Annotated in this window: 13 protein-coding genes; 10 read left to right on the top strand and 3 right to left on the bottom strand. The window is 42.0% G+C overall.

The features are described 5' to 3' along the window. Window positions 1-32 precede the first annotated feature (32 nt). The 7 genes from V7L31_RS02760 (at window position 33) to V7L31_RS02730 (ending at window position 9,275) form a co-directional block, all read left to right on the top strand. Window positions 33-1,220, top strand: a complete 1,188-nt coding sequence (locus V7L31_RS02760) for a glycosyltransferase family 4 protein (protein ID WP_334694839.1) — start codon at window positions 33-35, stop codon at window positions 1,218-1,220. A gap of 897 nt (window positions 1,221-2,117) precedes the next feature. Continuing rightward, on the top strand, window positions 2,118-2,246 hold the full coding sequence (locus tag V7L31_RS02755) for a hypothetical protein (protein WP_334694838.1): 129 nt from the start codon (window positions 2,118-2,120) through the stop codon (window positions 2,244-2,246). Continuing rightward, entirely contained in the window at window positions 2,236-3,309 is a 1,074-nt protein-coding gene (locus V7L31_RS02750) for a gluconate 2-dehydrogenase subunit 3 family protein (RefSeq protein ID WP_334694837.1), read from the top strand. Before V7L31_RS02755 ends, V7L31_RS02750 begins: the two co-directional genes overlap by 11 nt. 23 nt (window positions 3,310-3,332) lie before the next feature. Continuing rightward, the gene (locus tag V7L31_RS02745) at window positions 3,333-5,174 is read left to right on the top strand and encodes a GMC family oxidoreductase (protein WP_334694836.1); all 1,842 of its coding nucleotides are present in this window, start codon (window positions 3,333-3,335) and stop codon (window positions 5,172-5,174) included. A gap of 4 nt (window positions 5,175-5,178) precedes the next feature. Further along, window positions 5,179-6,321, top strand: a complete 1,143-nt coding sequence (locus V7L31_RS02740; protein ID WP_334694835.1) for a cupin domain-containing protein — start codon at window positions 5,179-5,181, stop codon at window positions 6,319-6,321. 166 nt (window positions 6,322-6,487) lie between these two features. Continuing rightward, window positions 6,488-7,738 (top strand): cupin domain-containing protein, encoded by a 1,251-nt coding sequence (locus V7L31_RS02735; RefSeq protein ID WP_334694834.1) that lies wholly within the window; start codon window positions 6,488-6,490, stop codon window positions 7,736-7,738. Window positions 7,739-8,231: 493 nt separating this feature from the next. After that, complete coding sequence (locus tag V7L31_RS02730) at window positions 8,232-9,275, top strand: cyanophycinase (RefSeq protein WP_334694833.1); 1,044 nt, start codon at window positions 8,232-8,234, stop codon at window positions 9,273-9,275. Between the two features lie 424 nt (window positions 9,276-9,699). Here V7L31_RS02730 and V7L31_RS02725 read toward each other — a convergent pair whose 3' ends face one another. Further along, on the bottom strand, window positions 9,700-10,629 hold the full coding sequence (locus tag V7L31_RS02725; protein WP_334694832.1) for a M48 family peptidase: 930 nt from the start codon (window positions 10,627-10,629) through the stop codon (window positions 9,700-9,702). A gap of 87 nt (window positions 10,630-10,716) precedes the next feature. After that, window positions 10,717-11,655, bottom strand: a complete 939-nt coding sequence (locus tag V7L31_RS02720) for a 1-aminocyclopropane-1-carboxylate deaminase/D-cysteine desulfhydrase (RefSeq protein WP_334694831.1) — start codon at window positions 11,653-11,655, stop codon at window positions 10,717-10,719. 219 nt (window positions 11,656-11,874) lie between these two features. Here V7L31_RS02720 and V7L31_RS02715 point away from each other — a divergent pair, with 219 nt between their 5' ends. The 3 genes from V7L31_RS02715 (at window position 11,875) to V7L31_RS02705 (ending at window position 16,038) form a co-directional block, all read left to right on the top strand. Further along, the gene (locus V7L31_RS02715) at window positions 11,875-13,605 is read left to right on the top strand and encodes a diflavin flavoprotein (RefSeq protein ID WP_334694830.1); all 1,731 of its coding nucleotides are present in this window, start codon (window positions 11,875-11,877) and stop codon (window positions 13,603-13,605) included. A 76-nt stretch (window positions 13,606-13,681) separates the two neighbouring features. After that, entirely contained in the window at window positions 13,682-14,194 is a 513-nt protein-coding gene (locus V7L31_RS02710) for a phosphate-starvation-inducible PsiE family protein (protein ID WP_334694829.1), read from the top strand. Window positions 14,195-14,301: 107 nt separating this feature from the next. Then, entirely contained in the window at window positions 14,302-16,038 is a 1,737-nt protein-coding gene (locus V7L31_RS02705; protein WP_334694828.1) for a diflavin flavoprotein, read from the top strand. 305 nt (window positions 16,039-16,343) lie between these two features. Here the strand turns inward: V7L31_RS02705 and V7L31_RS02700 are convergent, their stop codons facing one another. Continuing rightward, on the bottom strand, window positions 16,344-16,946 hold the full coding sequence (locus V7L31_RS02700) for a hypothetical protein (RefSeq protein ID WP_334694827.1): 603 nt from the start codon (window positions 16,944-16,946) through the stop codon (window positions 16,344-16,346). Between the last annotated feature and the right edge of the window lie 26 nt (window positions 16,947-16,972).

The following is a 16,972-nucleotide window of genomic DNA, read 5'->3' as shown; positions in this document are numbered from 1 at the left end:
AGATATTTGTAATGCGTCGGGGAGTCTAGTAGATGAAGATACTGGTATTGAGTTGGGAATTTCCACCAAGGATTATTGGGGGAATTGCGCGGCATGTAGCGGAATTGTACCCGGAATTGGTAAAGCTAGGACATGAAATCCACCTGATTACAGCGGAGTTTGGTCAAGCGTCGATGTATGAGGTAGTTGAGGGAGTAAAAGTACATCGAGTACCAGTAGCACATAGTAACGACTTTTTCCACTGGGTAGTCAATCTCAACCTGAGTATGGGAGATCATGGTGGGAAGTTGATTTTGGAGGAAGGGCCCTTTGATTTAATTCATGGCCATGATTGGTTAGTCGGAGACGCTGCGATCGCTCTGAAGCATAATTTTAAAATACCACTAATCGCCACAATTCACGCTACAGAATACGGACGCTACAACGGTATTCACACAGACATCCAAGGCTATATAAATGGCAAAGAAACCTTGCTGGCTTACAATGCTTGGCGGATTATTGTTTGTAGCGACTATATGCGCCAAGAAGTAGAACGAGCGCTACATAGTCCTTGGGATAAAATCGATGTTATTTATAACGGTATCCGTGCCGAAAAGAAACAGCATCATATAGATTTCCATGCTCTAGATTTTCGTCGCCAATTTGCCGCAGACGAAGAGAAAATCGTTTACTACCTCGGTCGCATGACCTACGAAAAAGGTGTACCTGTATTGCTCAATGCCGCACCTAAGATACTTTCAGAAATGGAAGGTAATGTTAAATTTGTGATCGTTGGTGGCGGCAATACTGACCATCTCAAACGTCAAGCCTGGGATTTGGGAATTTGGCATCATTGCTATTTTACCGGTTTTCTCTCCGATGAATACTTAGATAAATTTCAAACTGTCGCTGACTGCGCGGTTTTTCCAAGTCTTTACGAACCCTTTGGAATTGTGGCTTTAGAAAGCTTTGCTTCTCGTGTTCCTGTCGTAGTTTCTGATACTGGTGGTTTTCCTGAAGTCGTGCAACATACCAAAACAGGTATTGTAACTTGGGTGAACAATCCCGATTCTTTAGCTTGGGGAATTTTGGAAGTGTTGAAAAATCCAGGTTATCGCCAATGGCTGGTAGATAACGCTTATGAAGATTTAGAACGGCGCTTTAGCTGGCCAAAGTTAGCCAAGCAAACCGATCGAGTTTATCAGCAAGTTGTGCAAGAGCGATCGCAAATTGCGTGGTAGTCAATCAAGTACAGCAGTTTTCTTTTGCATGAAGGACAAAAGCTACTGGTTTTGAGTCAGGAGACAGGGGATTGAAACCGTTTATATCTCAATACAGTTCAGATCAACCCAAAACACTTGTAGAGAGGGCGATTTATCGCGTCTCGAAAACCCAAAATTGTTGCCAGTAGCCCTTAACCCAAGCATATTGGTTTATATCTGAATCTGGAGTCCAGCATTTTGTACCTCATTTACTTGCAAACTGCTGTAAGTGAATAAATGTAAACTTTGTTAAAGCCTGCATAAATTCTTAATCAGCTTTTGATAATTCTACAAGAGGCACTGCTGTAATTTTTTCAGCAGTACAAATTTCACCTGGTTTTGACGTTGCTCAATTGCAGTATGAATCTACATATAAAAATGTGATATGGGACTCCTATTTAATTTTTGAACAAGACTCACTATTCGTAATATTTACGGCAAGAACAACGAGCCTGAAAATAATATTCCTGAAGGCTGGAGTTTGATGCAATCGATCAATCTGGTTATGATCCCTTTGCAGATCGCAGCAATCCCAATGATTCCGATGGTATGCCCTTCCGTGCCAATGTTGGGATTGGGGCTTATGGCGTCTTGATTTTCTCTTAACCATCGGACTGACGCAAAATTATGAAAAACATAGATGCGTTAGCGTAGATATCCGAAAGAGAAAGCTACCGCAAAAGGCACATATATAGCGGTTCTCATTCACGTGAAATACACCCGTAGTGGCAATACCCTGCGGTCAGCCACAATTCGACGCACTCGCGTTCGCGTCTACATGAATTGCCCCTACACCTTGCGATATAATTTTGTACCGCATTTGAGTGGGAACCGCTATATACAAAAAAATCAGAGTTTCAGAAAGTTCTTGTGTAAGTGAGTAGTACACTCATAAAAGCGATCGCCATAGATGAAATAGGGGGTGTAAAAGGACTACACTACAAAACTTTTCTGACGCCAAAACCCATTGATAAATATCTACCACGAAAAAATAATGGCTATTGAAATTCTCCAAACAGATGACCAATACGTACTTAACCACTGCACTAAATTTATCGCCAGAGATAATAAAGATCCCCGTCATAATTTTGGACAATTGACTGACGATGATCCCCGTTCTCGGATTGCCGAAAATTGGCGATTTCCGATTATCGATAGTTACAGCGATGGCAAAGATTTTGTTAAAAGTTATTCTTCCAACGTAGTAACTTTCGTATATCAGCAACTAGGAGCAACACCACCAAAAGATGTTGCTGTAATCGGTACTTTTGCCAACCTTTACGAGCCAATTCCACTTAAGCCTGTTAACTTTGTTGGGGAACCTACAGGATATTATGCTTTATCGATTGTCGTACCGAAAGCACAATTTCACACCTATAAATTTATCGTTGATGGGCAGGCGATTATAGACCCAATCAATCCCCAGCGCGCCCAGCTTGATAACGGTCAATCATGGTCACGGTTTTTTACCCAATTATGCACTGAACCATTGAACTTTGAAGATTGGGAATTTGACATTGTAGCTCGATTAGTAGATCATATTTTACCTTTCCGAACCAAGGAAGGGGAAAACTTTTTGAACCGTTATTATAATTTTTTGGGTAAACAAGATAAACAAGTGCAATATGCCTATGCTTATCGTCTAGATGAATCTGTAGGAGCAGCAAACTTTATTGACAACATTTTAGCTAGAGAAGAAAATCATCATTTAATTGATTACAAAATTTGCTTAGGTCAAATTAACCAAATATTGAGACAGCGCAATCCCTACGTTGAACCAAAAGATGTCTCTAAAGAGTTGTACATCGATCTGTATAACGAAATGGCTAGTAACAACGTCAACGGTTGGAATTATCAGCAATACCAAGAACCCCGTTTCTTCCTCCAATTACTGCGCCGTCACACATTTACAGGTGCATTTTCTCATCCGAAATATGGCGGAAATGTGGGAGGAACAGGTTGGGCTTATCTCTCAGAAAGATATACAGATCAGAACGGCAAAACCTTATTTGATTGGCGCAGGGCGATAGAAGCGCCCCTTGGACTTAACAGCGATTATCGGGGCTAATTGATTTCCTCAGGAGAAGATATATGCAAACTGAATTTGATGTAGTGATCGTTGGTAGTGGCGCTGGGGGTTCGCCCATAGCCTACACTTTAGCCAAGGCTGGGAAATCAGTGCTGATCCTGGAAAAAGGCCCGCTATTTAGACCCCAATATCAGAGTCCTCAGGGGTTAAGTGACTTTAAGCGGGACGAATTGTTTGCTGATGGCCCAGAAAAGCGCATCCGCATTCCGGGAGTTGCTAACTTCAATGAAGCCTTTTATTCTAGCCACGTTGAACCAGATATTAACGACGAACCGCATATTTACCGCGATCCCAATGGACAAGATAGAGCCACAATCGAAGGCTATACAGCCCAAGTAGTAGGCGGTGGTACTCAACTTTATGGTGGTGTTTCCCTGCGATTTACGCCTACCGATTTACGCCTACAAAGCTTTAATGCTGGACGTAATGACTTAAAAAATGACCCGAATGGCGATGTCCAGAGAGAAGCGCGTGATTGGCCTGTTAGTTACGACGAATTAGAACCGTACTATGTGAAAGCTGAATTCCTTGTAGGTCTTAACGGCACTGCTGACAACCAACTCAAGCCTTTTAGTAAAGATAGCTATCAACCGCCCCTAGAACCTAACCCAATTAGTAACTATGCCAAAGCGGGTATGGACAAGCTAGGTGAACAATTGGGTGCTGGTAAGCCGATTAAGCCCTACCGCACACCCCTGGCGGTGATTACCCGCGACCATGAGCCCAGTGGGCGCAAAGTTCCCAAAGACCCCGAAACCCTCAAAACCAGTTATGTGAACCGCTTTGGCTGTCCTTTGGGTGTGAAATCGAGTACTTGGGTATCTTTACTCAGCCCGATCGCTAATTTACCAAACTTTGAAATTCGCACAAACTGCGTAGTTACCCATTTAGAAAGTGAGGGAGCGAAAATCAGCCGAGTCGTGTACCGCGATCCTAGTGGCAAAACCCGGTTTGTTCAAGGAAAGTTGGTAATCGTAGCCTGTTCTGCCATTGAATCGATTCGCTTGCTGAAACTGTCAGCCCAGCTAAGTTCCGAATTCAATAAACGCATCAACCAAAATGATTTACTGGGTAAATACTTCCTTACCCACTGTTTTGGAGGTGCTAGCGCCCTCATGCCCACCCGTAGCGATAAAACTTTAGCTCTCGATGCTGATTGGGCAACCGATGCTTGCGCCACTGACGACTTTCTCAAAAGCAGAGGACTTTGGGCAGGTGGAGCAGTCTATAACAATACTTCCGATCAAGCCTTGCCTATTTCCCTCGGACGTACCCACGGTAGTCGAGATTTAGACACGCTTTGGAAAGGCTTTATTGAGGATACCAGTTTAGCGGCTCAAGGGTTGACTGACTTTTTGGACAACAACATAGGTAGGGGTTTATCCGTCAGCTTTATGGCCAATCAAGTACCCCTAAAGACCAATAGGATTGAACTCCATCCCACAATTCAAGATAAATGGGGTCGTCCTGTAGCTCACATCATCAAACAATGGCACAGTCACGACAGATATCTCATGGACACCTTGGCTGAAATATGTGGCCAGATTTTGAAATTGGGTGGTAATACAATTCCCGGCGAATTCAAATTTGAATTTCAAGGTCAGGGTGGCGTGTACCTGGCAGAAAATGCCTTGGCACGGATTGCTAACCATATTCTTGGAGGAGCAAGGTTTGGTAATGACCGTAATGATTCTGTGCTAGACCGCAATTGCAAAGCTTGGGACTTTGATAACCTCTATGTCACCGATGGCTCATTTATGCCCACTTCAGGAGGCGCGAATCCCACCTTGACAATTCAGGCCAATTCTTTTCGGGTAGCTGACGAATTACTTAAGAGGCTTTAACTTTATGGACCCAGCATTTAACGATATTCAAACTAATCCGTGGAACGAGATTTTTAAAGTCGTCTTTTTTCCCGATCGCATTTACCATGCTGAATACCTCAACGCTACCCGCAGTCCCCGCTACCGTTACAATGTGCGCGAGGTTCGTAGCTACCTGGGTATCAATGCCCTGAAGGGAGAAGTATATCTCGATGGCAAGTTTATCAGTAATTTTCTGCGACTGGAATACAGAGGCAGTCGTTTAGTAGAGCAAGTACGCGAGAAAAAGCGGTTACTCAGTAGTGGTGTAATTGCTTGGGTGAGGCTGTTACCGGAAGATCAAAGCAAAAAAGCAGAATCTAGGGTCAAGCTGCACTATTGCCCGTGGATTGATGCTTATGAGGTGGAGATTTGGGAAACCCTAGAAGCTCCCGCCACCAGCTACCACGATTTTCAGATTTTGGATCAGATGGGGCGTAACGGGCCAATTACGCGAGTCAAAGCATTTAACCCAGCTTTACAAGATATCAAAGCACTGACGCAGATAGAATTGGCATTTCGGGAAAACGATCGCAATTTACCCACTGGCTACCAAATTAGTGATGCTGATACAGCTTGGGATAATGACTATTCGCGATCGCACCAAGAACCCCGCACCCAAGAACCTAGTTCACCACAAAATACGATCTCGGATCAAAATTACCTGATCAACTTCCAGCGCGGTTGGTTTTTGCAAGCACCTGACATTCAGCCTGTGCGCTATCGCAATGCCATGATGGATGCCGACAATCCAGATCGAGGAGACGACAACATTATTGATATGCGCTGGATTGTGCAACGAGAACTAGGTGGTTCCAACATCTTCTTCCACGAAGTAACAATTCCTCCCGGCAAAGTCGAAGGCACTCACCAACATATTGGTACGGAAGAATTGTATTACATCACCGAGGGAGAGGGCATCGCTTATATGCGCGTCGGTGACGATCCCGCAACCGACAAATACCCAACTGTAGAACGTCAAGTGATGGGACTGGGGAAACGCGAATTTAAAGAACTGCCGGTGAAATCAGGTAGCATCATTTTTACCAAAAGCGGGGGGATGCATGGCATTCGTAACCCTGGTACACAACCTCTAAAATTCGTTGCTTTCTTGTATCACACAATCTAAACCGAATTTTAGATTTGGGATTTGTTATTTTTAAATTTTGAATTTCCAATCCAAAATTTAAAATCTAAAATCTAAAATCTAAAATTCTTTACGTCCCTACTTTCAAGTATGGGGTCAATCTAAAATCCAAAATCCAAAATCCAAAATCCTTTGACCCATCTTTGTCATGTTTATCCTTCATTCTGACAGTGTTTTTAAAGTTGATCCCAATACCCCACCTGAGTATAGTCGGGGTAATCCGCTGCTGAAGTTGTTAAACTTTCTCGAACGTTCCCAACTAGCGGCTGAACGTGATTTTTATTTGAGTGGGGAGTTCCAGTATTTATTTCCCTATGAATCCCTAGTTTTATATGGGCCTCAGGGAAATGATGCGAATATTCTCGATCCAACTCAGCAGGACAATAAAACAGATTTCCAAAAGCAAAATGTCAAGGATTTCGTTAGTACCGATACCTTTTTAATTCGGGGTTTGGTGACAGTGGGAGACTGGACAGGGCCATTTTTGCGAGTTTCTTACCGTGGCGGCCCTGATACTAAATTATCCGTTGCTACCAATCATAAACTAGGAGAAAAAATTAAACTCTGGATTAATGTTGCAGGTGTAGCAACTCCGACTTTGCTTGTAGTGCCGTATAATCCACTGAGCGATCGCTATGAAATTGAGTTTTGGGGTTATCCAGGTAACGATCTACGAAGTCAGCTAGACGACAAGGGACGCAATGCCTTTGAGCGCGGCGAACTCCAGGTACGGACTGACTTAGTACATGGCAGCATCGCAGACTTTAATCGGGAAGTATTAAGCGATCGCTATATACTGGACGTTGCCCCCACAAACACAATGCATCCTGTGTTACCCCTCCACGTGGAACTTGCTTGGGCAGATTTTAGCGAAAAAATTTGGGACTCCCAAAATGGGGCAAACTACCACTACGAATTCAACATGATCCTCCGGGGATGGGATCACTTTTTGGGAACAGGTATCAGTCCTAACCCTCACGGTGGTGTTGGCTTTTTGGAATATCGTAATTTGATGTCTAATTATGGGCGCTACTCCAGTAAACCCGAATTAGGACGCCAGTTAGAATCATGGAACTTTAACGCCTTTGGTACTAAAAATCATGGCAACGGTTTTGAACGATTCTTTGCCGTAGATTACATAGATTTACACGTTCTCAATCCTAGCTGTGGCATTGGTTTACATCGCCATCGTGATAATCAGGAAGTTTTTCTGATGATGGATGGCCAAGGCTTTATGGTAGTAGGTGATTGGTGTAAAATGCCAGAGCGAGAACGCTGCTTTGAAATCCGTACACTACAATCTGGACACTTTGCCATGCTCAAAGGTGGTAATCTCCACGCTTTAATGAATGCTACTGATGAACAAGTTTCTCTGTTTATGTTTGGGGGTTATGATTAATACAAGTTTGGTAGCATGACTAGTAGTCTATTTTAGATTTCATCTGGCTGGAATTAAACGCTACAAGCAATGTGGAGATTTTCACACAGTAGCGCAAAGAATAAATGATTACTCTGCGCTATTTTGCGTTAAAAAACAGTACAAGACCTGTACGCTGGAAATTTTACCCTCACTAGTGCGACAGTTAAGCTAAGGCGCGTCTAGATTGCACATTTTTCGTCAAGACTGTCATTTGTTATTGATTATTTACAAAAGGTGACTGATATAGCAAGGGACTTGGAGGTTAGGACATTAACTGATGATAAAACCTATATACAAACAGACTTTCAACCCAGTCCCTAGTCCCCATTACCCCTTATCCCCAGAGGGGGCCCCACCTTCCCCAGTCCCCTGCTATAAATGACTAATAACAAAGGACTAATTTCACGAATAAATAAGCCATCAAAATGCGTCACAGCCTAGCAATAATTGCAGTTTGCTCTAGAAGCTTAGTATGACAAAGGCATTCCCAAGCATAGCAAGGCGCTTGAAAAATATAGGAATCAAGTTGTTGAAGATGGGAACCTTCCTAATAACCCGTTTTATTGAAAACTGGAAACGCTACTTCCTGGGTGACACTGTTGATGTCCACCCCTCTCCCTCCAATGATATCCGTCCTTCCTTAGGGGGGCCAGTTCTGAGTTTGGGCGGGGGTGGCCCTGATGTCGACGATGCTATTCAGTGGATGATTAACCAAGTTCGGGGAAGTAGTAACTCTAACAGCAAAGTTAATGTTGTAGTTATCCGCACGAGTGGTAATCACGATTACAATCGGCTAATTTATGCCATGAAGGGCGTAAACTTTGTAGAAACTCTTGTGGTTAGCAGTAGAGAAGAAGCAAACAAATCCGAGATTTTTGAAAAAGTCCGAAATGCTGATGTAGTTTTCTTTGCTGGCGGCGACCAATGTCAGTATATCCGCAACTGGAAAGATACCAAGCTTGAAACCGCCGTTAAGTCAGTTTACCTGAAGGGAGGTGGTGTCGGTGGCACTAGTGCGGGTGCAATGATTCAAAGTGATTGTGTATATGATGCTTGCGCTTCTTCCGAAAAAGGCATCGAAACTAGAGACGCACTCGAAGATCCTTACCGAGATATTACTTTTACTTACAACTTTTTTAATTGGAGTAATTTGAAGGGAACTATTGTAGACACACACTTTGACAGGCGAGAAAGAATGGGTAGAATTATGACTTTTATTGCCCGTCAAATTAAGGATGGTGTATCTAGCAGTGTTTTAGGCATAGCGGTTAGTGAAAGTACATCGGTTCTTGTGGATAAAAACGGTTTGGTGAAAGTTATGGGTAGGGGGGCGGCGTATTTTGTACTTGGCAATCATCAGCCGGAAGTATGCGAACCCCGAAAGCCTTTGACCTTTTCTAATTACAAAATTTGGAAAGTTCGCAGTGGCGACACCTTTAACTTGAGAAACAGACCAACCTCTGGGTACTATCTCAGGAGTGTTAAAAGGGGACGGATTGATTCAAATCCTTATTGAGTGCGGTGGAAGGGAGAAGGGCCAATTTTTCTAAAGGAACTCCAAGAAATAAATTATCGAATATTGTGGGGTGGGCAACATGAGCGCCCAGTTGATATGGCGCTCATGTTGCCATTGGTGTCAACTTAACGCGAAACCGCTTGTCCGCCGGGAATTGAAATTCCCGTATAATAGCTAAAGTCATCTGAAGATGACTAAATATCGCCAAAAATCTCCAGTCTACTTCAGTAGACTTAAGCTATTAGCCCGAAAATTTATTTTTGAAGTAATAAGTAATGAGTAATGGGTATTACTTATTACTTATTACTTATTACTCATTTATTTATTTCCGGGCGGGCATGGAAGCCAACAGATAAGCTATTTCCAGCTTAAGTTGGCACCAATGGCAAGATGCCCACCCCACAAGAGTTAATTGGATATTTTTTTATTTGTCAGCCCCTAACCATCTCGATGCTTCCTTGTAGGATTTGAACTGGCTTTCACTAACACGAAACTCTTTAGTGTGAACCATTCTTTTTCCTTGAACCCACTTTATACCGTGGTACTTGTGCAGCAATTCGTGATACAACACAAACTCAACTACAAACCCAGGTACTTTAGGATCATCAAGGGTTAAACTCATCACTACTCTATCTCTTGCTGATTCGTAGTGTCCAAATTTACGGTAAGTGTTAATTCGACTCCATGCTAGGCGTGGTTTAGCAAGACTTGCCGCGAAATATTCACGGTTTACTTTATCAAATAAATCATTTAGGTTATAAAATTTGCCTTGGGGGTTTTCTGCCACTACCTCGGCAATCAAATCAAGCTCTAATAAAATATTGGTATATTCTCCTGTACTGGCAAATGACCTGATAAGTTGTGTATTATCTTGACTCTTGCCAACAAGAGCAGATTCTACTAACGCTTGCAAAACTGCTTTTGGCGCATTGATAAATCCCTCATTAATCATGATATTCGCTGCACTCGCAGACCTTTTACCCTGATATAGTCCAGCTAAATTAGTTATTTCAATCATTAGCTGGACTGAGTTTTGACGATGTATATTCAGAAGTTGTTTAGCACTTTCTAACATACAGACAGTAGCTTTCAAGTGAAGTTGTAGATACTGTTCATCTGTCAAAAATTTAATCCATGAATAAATTTTACGGGATGCAGGAGTCAGATTTGCTGGCGTTGCTTGTTTGTTGGAACATATTGTTTCAATGGTTGCTGCTGTGTTAATTAAAGTTTGATTTAAATGTCGGATTTGGATGGAATCATAATTAGAATTTGAGGCTAAATGAAAAATTCTTTGTAGTATACTATTTTGTTGTACTTTGATGTTTTTTAGACGAATACTCTCAATATTCATTTACAGCAGTTTTATTTTGCATGAAGTACAAAGTTACAGGTTTTGAGGCACGAGGTAGAAACTCTTTATATATGGTTTTTGGCTTAACTAAACTGTATTGCGATCGCTCCATCGCTCCTGTATACCGATATTACCCTGTAAACCTCCTGTATGTACCAGCAGCAAGCGATCGCCTCTACAAAAAAATCCCTGCTTTAGTAAATCCATCACTCCGTAAAACATTTTAGCGGTATATACATAATCAAGGGGTATGCCATGCTCCTGTGTAAACTGCTGGCTGAACAGCCGCAACTCGTTGTTAACCTTTGCATAGCCGCCAAAATGGTAATCACACACCAGTTCCCAGGAAGCTGGAGAACTATATGGTGCGGGTAAACCAGAGGCGAGGTAATTTGTCAACAGACTTTCTATTTCTTGTGCAAGAAAAGCCCCATTTTTCAGAACGGGAAAAGCGATCGCTTTTTGTCCTTGATGTAAGGAAAGAGCAATCCCAGCCAGTGTAGTAGCTGTACCGCAGGCGACGCATATATAATCAAAGGCGATTGCTTCGTTAACAATCTCTGTGCAGCCGCGCACACCATTTAAATTACTACCACCTTCGGGAATGATAAACACCTTACCGAAACGTTGTTGCAGATATTCATGTAGCGCTGGTGTATTGCGCTGTCGATACGTCTCCCGATTTAGGTACACAAGCTCCATACCCTGCTGTACAGCAAAACTCAGTGTCGGATTCAGGGGTAGCCTTTCCTCTCCACGAATTACGCCAATGGTACGGAATCCGAACAGATTACCAGCCGCCGCAGTTGCATAGATGTGATTAGAATAAGCGCCGCCAAAAGTCAGCAGCGTTGTGAAATTTTTCTCCTTAGCCTCCAAAAGGTTGTATTTCAGCTTGAACCACTTATTGCCGTTAACCCACGGGTGCATGAGATCGAGGCGTAGCACATATAAATCAACACCAGCGTAACGGGCAATTTCGCTGGTGTTGAGTTGTAGAGGAGGAGCAATAAAGATTAACGACATCTGTCAGCATTCTAACTTAGATTTTACATTCTCTCACGTTCATCATCGAATATAAAAGTAATGATAAACATTGATAAATTCAATGGTAGATCAATCAAAACAAAGAATAAATCTTTCTGATGATTAGCTTTAGAAATTAGCATTTTACTAATTGAGTATTTCAGGTAAATATAAGAAACAGAACATTCGCTCCAGACAATATTTTTTTGGGGAAAAATTATGGTTGCACTCACACAGCTTACTCAAGTTATTCCCAATCCCGGACGTTTGACGATTCAAACTGTTGAAATTGCTCCTCAAACCACAGCTATTCGTTGTCTTGACTGGGATAGAGAACGTTTTGATATCGAGTTTGGTTTAAGGAATGGGACGACCTATAATTCTTTCTTAATCCAGGGAGAAAAGATTGCTTTAGTCGATACATCTCACCGCAAGTTTGAGCAGCAATATCTTGAGATACTGCTGGGATTAATAGATCCGGCAAAAATAGATTACTTGATTATTAGCCATACAGAACCCGACCACAGTGGCTTAGTGAAAAATATTTTACAATTAGCGCCTGCGATTACTGTTGTTGGTGCGAAGGTAGCTATTCAATTTCTAGAAAATATGGTTCACCAGCCTTTTAAATCAATGCAGGTGAAAAGTGGAGAGCGATTAGATTTAGGCAACGGACACGAATTAGAATTTATCTCTGCACCTAACTTACATTGGCCTGATACAATCTTGACTTATGACCACAAAACTTGCACTCTCTACACCTGTGATGTGTTTGGGATGCACTACTGTGATGACCACACCTATGATGAAAATATTAGCTTAATAGAAGAAGATTTTCATTACTACTATGATTGTCTCATGGGCCCCAATGCCCGGTCTGTTTTGGCAGCTTTAAAAAGGATTGAAAAGTTAGAAATAGTCACAGTTGCGACCGGACACGGCCCTTTATTACAAAACTATGTTTCCGAATGGCTTGGACGGTATCAAAACTGGAGTTTAGAACAAGCCAAAACAGAGACATTAGTGGCTCTATTTTATGTTGAAGATTACGGGTATAGCGAGCATTTAATCCGTACTATAGCTCATGGATGTGCAAAAACAGGTGCAGCAGTAGAATTAGTAGACCTCAATAGTGCTGAACCTCAAGAAGTTCGAGAATTAGTTGCACAAGCTTCTGGTTTAGTAATTGGAATGCCAAATCAATCTTCGGGAGTGGCTCAAGCTGCTTTAAGTACCATTTTAGCTGCTGTTCATAAGAAACAGGCAATTGGTTTATTAGAGTCAGGAGGTGGAGAAGATGAACCGGTTTACCCCTTACGCAATAAATTTCAAGAATTGGGATTAATTGAAGCCTTTGCACCGATTTTAGTTAAGGAAATTCCTACCCAAGCAACGGAACAACTTTGTGATGAAGCGGGTACAGATATGGGTCAATGGTTGAACCGCGATCGCACCATTAAACAAATTAAATCCATCAATACCGAGCTAGAAAAAGCTTTAGGGCGTATTAGCACAGGATTATACATTATCACCGCCAAAAAAGGAGAAGTTCAGAGTGCAATGCTGGCTTCGTGGGTGACCCAGGCGAGTCTTGAGCCTTTAGGAGTAGCGATCGCAGTATCCAAAGATCGGGCAATCGAATCCTTGATGCACGTTGGCGATCGCTTCGTTTTAAACGTTTTAGAAGAAGGCAAATATCAAGGATTAATGAAACATTTCCTGAAGCGTTTTGCTCCTGGTGCAGATCGTTTTGCTGGAGTGAAAACATATCCAGCTAACAATCAATCGCCAGTTTTAGCTGAAGCTTTAGCTTACATGGAATGTGAAATTACTAGCCGTATGGATTGTGGAGATCATTGGGTAATTTATAGCACAGTCCAAACTGGAAGAGTTGCCAAGTTAAATGCACTTACTGCCGCCCATCACCGCAAAATGGGCAATCATTATTAATTGGTCATTTGTCATTGGTCATTGGTCATCCATAGACGCGATGAATCGCGTCTCTACAATACACTCCTAAAAAACTATGTATAAATCTGCTGAAAATAACTCAATTGATATGTACGAAATCAATCGAGGGCGCGTTGTGCGAACCTTGGAATTTATCCAAGATGTGATTGTGATTTGTTTGTGTATCGGTTTATTTAGCTTTATGGTGCTTCAGGTGAAAGATATGTTTCTTTCCCTGCTTCCACCTCTAGATTTTCATGCTGTTACTGCCGATATTCTCTTTTTACTCATCTTAGTTGAGTTATTCCGACTGCTGATTATTTATCTACAGGAACATCGAGTATCTATTGGGGTAGCTGTTGAAGTTTCTATCGTTTCTGCCTTGCGAGAAGTCATTGTTAAAGGTGTTCTAGAAACAAGTTGGAGTCAAGTTTTAGCAACTTGCGCCTTTTTATTAGTACTAGGAGTACTACAGTTCCTCCGAGTTTGGCTACCCCCAACCTTTGAAGGTATCGATCCTGAACAAGAAATATCTAAACGTTATAGGAATCGAGCCAAGTCTGAATTAATACAAACCAATGGTCATTAAAAATAGGGAGTAGGGAGAGACGCGATTAATCGCGTCTGTACTAAGAGTAGAATCTTTTGCCATATACAATGCCCAATGCCCAATGCCCATTATTACCAGAGGTTATTATGTCTGCAAATACTTTAACTACCAGCCATCCTAGAGATGTACAAGTTGCTGAAATTGGTAAAAATACTCTGATTCTGCGATCGCGGACTTGGGACAGACTAAAATTTGAGGTGGAGTATTCCCGCCAAAAAGGAACTACGGCCAATTCTTATCTGATTCAAGCCGATAAAAACGCTTTAATTGACCCTCCTGGCGAATCTTTTACCGAAATTTACCTTGAGCAACTAGCACAACATCTAGACTTTATTACCCTAGATTACATTGTTCTCAGTCATGTCAACCCCAACCGCAGAGCCACCTTACAAGTATTGCTCTCTCTGGTTCCTCAAGCCACGATAATTTGTTCTCGTCCCGCCGCCAATGCTCTTAAAACTGCCTTTCCCGAATTTGAATCACCTATTCAAGCGATGCGATCGCAAGATACTTTAGATTTAGGACAAGGACACAATCTATCATTTATTACCGTACCAACTCCCCGTTGGGTAGATGGACTTTGTACTTACGATCCCGCTACCAAAATCCTCTACACAGATAAACTTTTTGGCGCTCATATTTGCGAAGATACCTTGTTTGATGAAGATTGGAAGGGATTAGATGCAGAACGCCGTTACTATTTTGAATGTCTCCATGCGCCCCAAGCTAAACAAGTTGAAGCAGCATTAGATAAAATATCAGTTTTGGGAGCTAGATGTTATGCCCCTGCACACGGCCCAATTGTTCGTTACAGCCTGAGTCGTTTTACTTATGATTACCGTCAATGGTGTCAAGGGCAAAAATCTCAGGAGTTGAGTGTTGCTTTGCTTTATGCTTCTGCTTATGGAAATACAGCAATTTTGGCAAATGCGATCGCTCAAGGTTTGATTCAAAATGGAATTAATGTAGAATCAATCAACTGTGAACTAGCAGACTCGGCAGAAATTACCCGCATTGTCGAAACCTGTGATGGTTTGATTATCGGTTCACCCACTTTAGGCGGACATGCACCAACTCAAATTCAAACAGCTTTAGGAATAGTCCTCTCGGTGACAGCTAAAACTAAGTTAGCAGGGGTGTTTGGTTCTTACGGTTGGAGTGGAGAAGCAATCGATTTAATCGAAAGCAAGCTCAAAGATGCAAATTATCAACTAGGATTTGAAACAATTCGGGTGCGTTTTAGTCCTACTCCTGAGATTCTCCAGCAGTGTCAAGAAGCAGGCGCTTCCTTTGCCCAAAACTTGAAGAAAACCAAAAAGCTGCGTACTTCCCGCCAGATTGTCACAGAAACCCATGTAGATCGCACAGAACAAGCTGTGGGGCGAATTATTGGTTCTTTATGTGTTGTGACAACTCGTGATGAAGAAACTCACAAAGGGGTTTTAACTTCTTGGATATCTCAGGCAACTTTTAACCCACCAGGAATTATGATTGCGATCGCTAACGAGCAAAATGCAGATTTAATGCATCATCCTGGTGATAAATTTGTGCTGAATATCCTCAAAGAAGGAAAAAATTTGCGACGCTATTTTTCTCGTCATAGCACTTTAGGAGATAATCCCTTTGCAAATCTTGCCACAAAAACTGCTCTTAATGGTTGTCTGATTCTAAATGAGGCATTAGCTTATTTAGAATGTACGGTGCAAAATCAGCTGGAATGTGGCGATCGATGGTTAATTTATGCTGTCATCAATCACGGTGAGGTATTGGAAAATGATGGTATCACTGCTTTAGAACATCGGAAATCTGGCAGTTATTATTAATTGACCACTTGCATAAATCACAGTCGAAAAAGCTTGATTTCCTATTGTTATTTCCTCGTTCTCAGTCGGAGACTGGGAATGCATTCATTGAGTCTCTAACTCAATCTTTGACTGGAGGCGGAGCCTCTAATAGGCATTCCCATGCTCTGCATGGGAACGAGAGATTTCCCATTGTTATTTCCTCGTTCCCAGTCGGAGACTGGGAATGCATTCATTGAGTCTCTGACTCAATCTTTGACTGGAGGCAGAGCCTCTAATAGGCAACGAGAGATAAGCTATTTCAGACTAATGATATTTGAATTATTTTACTTTTTCAAAACTACATGGAAGGAATTTAAATACCCATTAATAGTTTTAGCTAATGTCTTCTGCTGTTTTTTTGTAGTTATTGCCATTACTTGATATAATCTACCTTCGGCAACATACATTCTACTTCTAGTGATTTTTCCTCCAGCATTGATATACTCAATTTCTTTGCCAGGATGATTATTGGAACTACGAATGTTTCGTTGACTAATTAAATTACTTTTCGTAGTCTTTAAAGCCATATCCCGTGCATTATTAAGTACAACTTGGGGGTCAGCCATTTGACCATAACTATAAGGAAAATCATTGTAAGCAACGATGTATGCTACTTGCTGTTTTGGTGGTTGGGCGACAAATATTTCTAAGGTAATTTCCCCCATGTAAGTTTTTTGGTATTCGGTATTTCTGTTTGGGTTTCCTGGCATCAAAATACTAAAGCGTCCATCGGGAGCGTTGTACAATTTCCATTGTGGCTGCACGGGTTGAGAAACTGTTGGTTTGACAACAGCCACCGGAGGTTTGACTGGACGCGCTTCCACGAGAACAGAGCCACCACAGACTATGGTGGCGGCGATTAGTGGCAACAGACTTTTAACTGTCATAACTTTTACCTTTTGAGATGCCGCTC

The organism is Nostoc sp. (assembly GCF_036916655.1).
In the GTDB taxonomy this organism is placed as follows: domain Bacteria; phylum Cyanobacteriota; class Cyanobacteriia; order Cyanobacteriales; family Nostocaceae; genus Nostoc.
This window is presented reverse-complemented; position numbering and strand designations above follow the sequence as displayed.